The organism is Halomonas maura (genome assembly GCF_030409305.1).
Taxonomy (GTDB): Bacteria; Pseudomonadota; Gammaproteobacteria; order Pseudomonadales; family Halomonadaceae; genus Halomonas; species Halomonas maura.
The window spans coordinates 78,501-85,045 of record NZ_JAUFPQ010000029.1 but is presented as its reverse complement, the minus strand read 5'-3'; the positions used below and the strand labels follow the sequence as shown (position 1 = coordinate 85,045).

The window sequence follows — 6,545 nt, the reverse complement described above, 5'->3', positions numbered from 1 at the left end:
TTATCGGCCTCCGGTCAGCCGGCTAGGGATTTCGATGAACAACCTGGTGGATTTACACAGCTAGGCGACCGAGCCCCTGGCCCTTAGAATGGCGGCAACTCCACCATCGGGAAGTCCCCATGCCCTCCTTCGACATCGTCTCCGAATTCGACAAGCATGAAGCCAGCAACGCCGTCGACCAGGCCAACCGCGAGCTGCAGGGCCGCTTTGACTTCAAGGGCGTCACCGCGGGCTTCGAACTCAGCGGCGAGACCGTCTCCCTGGAGGCCGAGGTGGACTTCCAGCTGCGCCAGATGCTCGACGTGCTGCGCAACAAGCTGATCGCCCGGGGCATCGACCCGCGCTGCATGGATGTCCAGGAGCCGGAGCTCTCCGGGGTCCGCGCCCGCCAGACGGTCCTGCTCAAGCAGGGGCTGGAGCAGAAGGAGGCCAAGGACATCGTCAAGCGCATCAAGGACACCAAGCTCAAGGTCCAGGCCCAGATCCAGGGCGAGCAGGTGCGGGTCACCGGCAAGAAGCGCGACGACCTGCAGCGCGTCATGGCCCTGCTCAAGGGCGAGGATGGCCCCGACCTGCCCCTGCAGTTCGACAACTTCCGCGACTGACCCGGGTGGCCTTGAAATGGTCGCCTCCGCCACCATTTCTGTTAGTGCCGCAAGGCAAGCATCGTTTGTGCACTGCGTCACGTTGAACGAGGAGGTGGCGTATGGACCTGCAGAAATTCTCTCCCTGGAACTGGTTTCGCAGCGAGGGCCATGATGCACCGACCGCCGGCGAGGCCCGTGGCGGCGAGCCGGCACCGCTCGCCAACATGCACCAGGAACTCGATCGCTGGATGGACGGCATGATGCGCCAGTTCGGCATGCCCTCCGTGGCCACGCGGTTCGGCGAGATGCCGGCCCTGCTGCGTCCGCGCCTGGATATCGCCGAACGCGACCATGACTACCTGATCACCGTCGAGGTGCCCGGCGTCGAGAAGCAGGACCTCACGCTGAGCCTGGATGCCGATCGCCTGATCATCGAGGGCGAGAAGCGCCAGGAGACCACCCGCCAGGAGGATCGCTACCAGCGGGTGGAGCGCTCCTACGGCAGCTTCCGTCGCCTGCTCGACCTGCCCGCGGATGCCCGGCTCGACGGCATCGAGGCCGCCTTCGACAAGGGCGTGCTCAGGATCACCGTCCCGCGCAGCGGCGAGGCCAAGGCCTCTCGCCGGGAGATTCCCATCAATGGCTGAGGCCCGCGGCGGGCCCCGCAGGGCGCCCGCCGCGACGTCGCCCGCCATAGGGCCGGCCTGCCGTGGCCATTGACGAAGGTCATTGGCAGGCGGTGGGGCGATGCGCTTCAATGAGGGTGACGCGCCTTCGTCGCCACAGGGAGTAAGCGCCCGATGTCCCAAGCACGCCGTGCCGCTTTCATGACCCTGGCCGGAATCAGCTTCCTGCTGGGCGTGATCGGCGCCTTCCTGCCCCTGCTGCCCACCACCTGCTTCATGCTGCTGGCGGTCTGGTCGGCCTCCAAGGGCTCGCCGCGCTTCGCCGGCTGGATCCGTCGCCATCCCCGCTTCGGGCCGGCGGTGACGGCCTGGGAAGGGGAGCGGGCGATTCCCCGCCATGCCAAGTGGCTGGCCGGCGCCATGCTGGCCGTCTCGATGCTGGTGCTGGTCCTCACCGTCGGCCAGCTGTGGCTGAAGCTGGGGCTGATTGCCGGGCTCACGCTGGTGGGCCTGTGGATCGTCACCCGACCGGAGCCTGTCGCCGAGCCCTGAGGGGCTGCCGCCGCCACTTTGAGGTTCGGGCTGGGAGCGCCGTACAATGGCCGGCAATTCTCGACAGGAGCCATCCTCGATGTCCGAACCGCAACCGATCTACCTGAGCGACTACCGCCCTCCCGCCTACCGGGTCACCCACACCGAGCTGACCTTCGACCTCGACCCCGCCGCCACCCGCGTCAAGGCACGCCTGCACCTCGAGCGTCACCCCGAGCGGCAGGCCGGCGAGCCGCTGGAACTCGACGGTGAGCAGCTCGACCTCAAGGCCATCGCCATCGACGGCCAGCCCTTGGGGGCGGACGAGTATGCGCTCACCGAGCGCGGCCTGCGGGTGGAGCGAGTGCCGGAGCGCTTCCTGCTGGACACCGAGGTGGAGATCGTGCCCGAGGACAACACGGCGCTCGAGGGGCTCTACCAGTCGGGCGGCATGTTCTGTACCCAGTGCGAGGCCGAGGGCTTCCGCCGCATCACCTTCTATCCCGATCGCCCGGATGTCATGGCGACCTTCTCGACCACGCTGATCGGCGATGCCGCGAGCCTGCCGGTGCTGCTGTCCAACGGTAACCCGGTGGAGCGGGGCAGCCTGCCCGGCGAGCGTCACTTCGTGACCTGGGAGGATCCCCACCCCAAGCCCAGCTACCTGTTCGCCCTGGTGGCCGGCGACCTGCAGAAGGTCGAGGACCGCTTCACCACCCTGAGCGGTCGTGAGGTCACCCTGCAGATCTGGGTCGAGGAAGAGAACCTGGGCAAGACCGACCACGCCATGGCCTCCCTGAAGCGTGCCATGCGCTGGGACGAGGAGAGCTACGGCCGGGAATACGACCTCGACCTGTTCATGATCGTGGCGGTCAACGACTTCAACATGGGCGCCATGGAGAACAAGGGGCTCAACATCTTCAACTCGGCGGCGGTGCTGACCCATCCCCACACCGCCACCGATGCCGCCTTCCAGCGGGTCGAGGGCATCGTCGCCCACGAATACTTCCACAACTGGTCGGGCAACCGGGTGACCTGCCGCGACTGGTTCCAGCTGTCGCTGAAGGAGGGCTTCACCGTCTTCCGCGACCAGTGCTTCTCCGCGGATACCAACTCGGCGCCGGTCAAGCGCATCGAGGAGGCCTCCTTCTTCCGCACCGCCCAGTTCGCCGAGGATGCCGGGCCCACCGCCCATCCGGTGCGGCCGGATCACTACATCGAGATCGGCAACTTCTACACCCTGACCATCTACGAGAAGGGCGCCGAGATCGTGCGCATGCTGCGCAACCTGGTGGGCGTGGAGGCCTTCCGGCGCGGCGCCGACCGCTACTTCACGCGCTTCGACGGCCAGGCGGTGACCATCGAGGACTTCGTCGGCTGCATGGCGGAGGCCTCCGGCCAGGACCTCGACCAGTTCATGCGCTGGTACTCCCAGGCCGGCACCCCGGAGATCGATGCCCACGGCGAGTACGACTACGCCAACGGCGTCTATCGCCTGGTGCTGCGCCAGCGCACCCCGGCCACGCCGGGCCAGCCCGACAAGCAGGCGCTGCACATCCCGGTCCGGCTGGGCCTGGTCGGCACCAAGACCGGGCGCGACCTGGCGCTGACCCTGGACGGCGAGGCGCTGGGCCGGGATGCGGTGATCCACCTGCGCGAGGACGAGCAGGAGTTCGTGTTCACCGACGTGGAGGAGGCCCCGGTGCCGTCGCTGCTGCGCGGCTTCTCGGCACCGGTCAAGCTGCACTACCCTTACTCCCGTGAGGACCTGGCCTTCCTGCTGGCCAACGACAGCGATGGCTTCAACCGCTGGGATGCCGGCCAGCGCCTGGCGCTGCTGGCCCTCGACGACCTGATCGCCGCCCATCGCAACGGCGTCGAGAAGGTCATGGACCCGCGAGTGGTGGAGGCCTTCCGGGCCCTGCTCGATACCGAGACCGACGACAAGGCGGTACTCGCGGAGATGCTGACCCTGCCCTCCGAAGCCTATATCGCCGAGCAGCAGCCGCTGGTCGACGTCGATGCCATCCACGCGGCCCGCCTGTTCGTCAAGCAGTCCCTGGCGCTGGCGCTGCGCGACGACTTCCTGCGGGTCTACGCGGCGAACCGCCTCGACGCGCCCTACGCGCCGGAGCCCGAGCAGATCGGCGCGCGCAGCCTGAAGAACGTCGCCCTGTCCTACCTGATGAGCATCGAGGACGAGGAAGGCATCGAGCTGGCCCGTCGCCAGTTCGAGGCGGACCACAACATGACCGACGTGCGCCAGGCCCTGACCCTGCTGACCCACAGCAGCCGCGGCGACCTCGCGGACCCGGCGCTGCGGGCCTTCGGCGAGAAGTGGGCGCACGATCCGCTGGTCATGGACCAGTGGTTCAGCATCCAGGTGACGCGTCCGCAGTCGGATGCCCTGGAGCGGGTCAAGTTCCTGATGGACCACCCGGCGTTCTCGCTGACCAACCCCAACAGGGTCCGGGCCTTGATCGGCGCCTTCGCCCAGAACCGGGTCAACTTCCACCGCCTCGACGGCGAGGGCTATCGGCTGCTGGCCGACGTGGTCATCGAGCTCAACCGGCTGAACCCGGAGATCGCCGCCCGGCTGGTCACGCCGCTGACCCGCTGGCGACGCTTCGACGAGGCCCGCCAGGCCCTGATGAAGGCCGAGCTCGAGCGCATCCGCGGCGAGAAACTCTCGGCCAATGTCTATGAGGTGATCGAGAAGGCGCTGGCCTGACCCGTCGGTCCTCGCCAGACGCGACGACGCCGCCTCCCGGGGCGGCGTCGTCGCGTCTGGCCGGCCGCCTAGTGGATCAGCCAGCTGAGCACGGTCGCCCCCAGGAAGGCCCAGATCAGCGCGACGATGATCGCCTGGCGCAGGATCGCACGCAGGGCCTTCCACAGCAGCCAGAGGCCGAAGGCCAGCACCAGCAGGCTGAGCAGCGAGGGGGCGATGCCGAGGGTGTCGGAGGTGCCCTGGAGGAAGCCGCTCGCGGCATCGTCGAGGCCGCCGAAAAAGCCCAACAGGGCGTCGACGAGGTAGCGGATGAACTGGCCGAAGGCCTGGCCGATGACGTCGAAGGCGTCTTGCATGGAGTCTGGGGTCCTGTGGCAGCAGGGGCCGGCGGCAGGGTGCCGCCGGCCCCGGGATCAAGGTTCAAGTATCGCGACAAGGCCTCGCGCAAGGCAAGGCGGGGCTCAGCCCAGCTGGCTGGTCCGCGAGGCGATGCCGGCCTCTTCCGCGGCGCTGTCGGCGAGCGCCCGGCCTGCCTCGTCGTAGACGTGGAAGACGGCGTGGGCGCCGAGCTCGCGGATCGGCTCGATCTCCTCGGGGAACTCCACCACCGCGGTGATGCGGCCCTGGAAGCGGCGCGAGCGCAGCTGCTTGAGGGCGAAGAGGTTGCCGGCATGGTGGGGCATGGCCAGCACCACCATGCGCACGTCCGGCGACATCAGCAGCTTGTCCCAGAAGTCGGAATCCACGGCATCCCCCTCCAGCACGTTGAAACCGAGCGCGGTGAGGCGCTTGATGCTCTTGGGGTTGCTGTCGATGCCCAGCACCTGCAGCCCGTATTCCTTCTGCAGGCGGCGATAGACGCTGCGCCCGATGCGCCCCATGCCCAGCACCACCGCCTCGGCATCGCCGACCTCGATGGGCCGGTCGCTCGGGGAGAGTTCGCTGATGTCGATGGCCGGCAGGCGCGGTTCCAGCCAGCGGTAGATCCGCTCGCTGAAGCCGTTGAGGATCGCCGAGGCGCCGAAGCTCAGGGCCACCGCCAGCGACAACACCACCAGCCAGCTCGCCGGCAGCCAGCCGTTGCTGGCGGCGATGGCACCCACGATCAGGCCGAATTCCGAGTAGTTGGTCAGGCTCAGCGTCGACAGCACCGAGGTCCGGTGGCGCATGCGGAAGCGCAGGAAGACCCACTGGTACAGCAGGCTCTTGAGCGGCAGCAGCAGCACCAGCAGCAGGGCAACGCCGAGCAGTTCCCAGTCGGGCATCGCGGTCAGGCCGAGGCTCAGGAAGAAGCCCACCAGCAGCAACTCCTTGAGGCTGAATATCGAGCGGGCCAGGGTCTGGGCGGCGGGGTGGGGGGCCAGCAGCAGGCCGATGATCAGGGCGCCGAGGTCGCCCTTGACGCCCAGCGACTCGAACAGCGCATAGCCCAGCACCAGGGCCAGCAGCATGCCGAACAGCATCTGCATCTCGCCGTGCCCCAGGCGGTCGAGCAGGGCGCGCAGGGCCGGCGCCAGGGGGATCAACAGCACCAGGGCCAGGGCCCAGGGGCTTGGCAGGGAGCCGGTGGAGGCGGTGAGGAAGACCACCGCGAAGATGTCCTGCATGATCAGCACGCCGATGGCCAGGCGGCCATAGGCGGTCTGGGTCTCGCTGCGCTTTTCCAGTACCTTGACCACGAAGACCGTGCTCGAGAAGCTCAGCGCGAAGCCGAGCAGGGCCAGGGTCTGCCAACCGGAATCCGCCAGCAGCGGCAGGCCCAGCCACTTGAGCAGAGAGAGCAGGCCCACCAGCGACAGCGTCGAGGCGAGCATGTGCAGGGAGGCGCCTCCCCAGACGTCGTTGCGCAGCAGGGTGCGGATGTCCAGCTTGAGGCCGATGCTGAACAGCAGCAGCGTGACCCCCACATCGGCCAGGATGTCGAGGAGCGGCGTGGCATCATATCCCAGGGCATTGAGCACGAAGCCGCCGGCCAAAAACCCCACCAGGGGCGGCAGGCGCAGGCTCATGGCGGTCAGGCCGCCGAGGAAGGCCGCGAGAATGAAGGCCGGATCGATCATGACGTCTCCC

At 68.1% G+C, this 6,545-nt stretch carries 6 protein-coding genes; 4 read left to right on the top strand and 2 right to left on the bottom strand.

Going from position 1 to position 6,545, the window contains the following annotated elements:
• Positions 1–119 precede the first annotated feature (119 nt).
• The 4 genes from QWY76_RS18870 (at position 120) to pepN (ending at position 4,475) form a co-directional block, all read left to right on the top strand.
• A complete protein-coding gene (locus QWY76_RS18870; protein WP_290313067.1) occupies positions 120–605 on the top strand; it encodes a YajQ family cyclic di-GMP-binding protein in 486 nt (161 codons plus the stop codon).
• Positions 606–706: 101 nt separating this feature from the next.
• The gene (locus QWY76_RS18865) at positions 707–1,234 is read left to right on the top strand and encodes an Hsp20/alpha crystallin family protein (protein ID WP_290313066.1); all 528 of its coding nucleotides are present in this window, start codon (positions 707–709) and stop codon (positions 1,232–1,234) included.
• 153 nt (positions 1,235–1,387) lie between these two features.
• Complete coding sequence (locus tag QWY76_RS18860) at positions 1,388–1,765, top strand: YbaN family protein (RefSeq protein ID WP_290313065.1); 378 nt, start codon at positions 1,388–1,390, stop codon at positions 1,763–1,765.
• Between the two features lie 79 nt (positions 1,766–1,844).
• Positions 1,845–4,475, top strand: coding sequence for an aminopeptidase N (gene pepN / locus QWY76_RS18855; RefSeq protein WP_290313064.1), 2,631 nt, complete (start codon positions 1,845–1,847; stop codon positions 4,473–4,475).
• Positions 4,476–4,543: 68 nt separating this feature from the next.
• Here the strand turns inward: pepN and QWY76_RS18850 are convergent, their stop codons facing one another.
• Positions 4,544–4,831, bottom strand: a complete 288-nt coding sequence (locus tag QWY76_RS18850) for a hypothetical protein (RefSeq protein ID WP_290313063.1) — start codon at positions 4,829–4,831, stop codon at positions 4,544–4,546.
• A gap of 105 nt (positions 4,832–4,936) precedes the next feature.
• A complete protein-coding gene (locus QWY76_RS18845) occupies positions 4,937–6,535 on the bottom strand; it encodes a cation:proton antiporter family protein (RefSeq protein ID WP_290313061.1) in 1,599 nt (532 codons plus the stop codon).
• Positions 6,536–6,545 lie beyond the last annotated feature (10 nt).

Excerpts from the sequence above, each read along its gene's own strand:
- QWY76_RS18870 (WP_290313067.1), top strand. The coding sequence starts at position 120 with ATGCCCTCCTTCGACATCGTCTCCGAATTCGACAAGCATGAAGCCAGC.
- QWY76_RS18865 (WP_290313066.1), top strand. The coding sequence starts at position 707 with ATGGACCTGCAGAAATTCTCTCCCTGGAACTGGTTTCGCAGCGAGGGC.
- QWY76_RS18860 (WP_290313065.1), top strand. The coding sequence starts at position 1,388 with ATGTCCCAAGCACGCCGTGCCGCTTTCATGACCCTGGCCGGAATCAGC.
- pepN (WP_290313064.1), top strand. The coding sequence starts at position 1,845 with ATGTCCGAACCGCAACCGATCTACCTGAGCGACTACCGCCCTCCCGCC.
- QWY76_RS18850 (WP_290313063.1), bottom strand. The coding sequence starts at position 4,831 with ATGCAAGACGCCTTCGACGTCATCGGCCAGGCCTTCGGCCAGTTCATC.
- QWY76_RS18845 (WP_290313061.1), bottom strand. The coding sequence starts at position 6,535 with ATGATCGATCCGGCCTTCATTCTCGCGGCCTTCCTCGGCGGCCTGACC.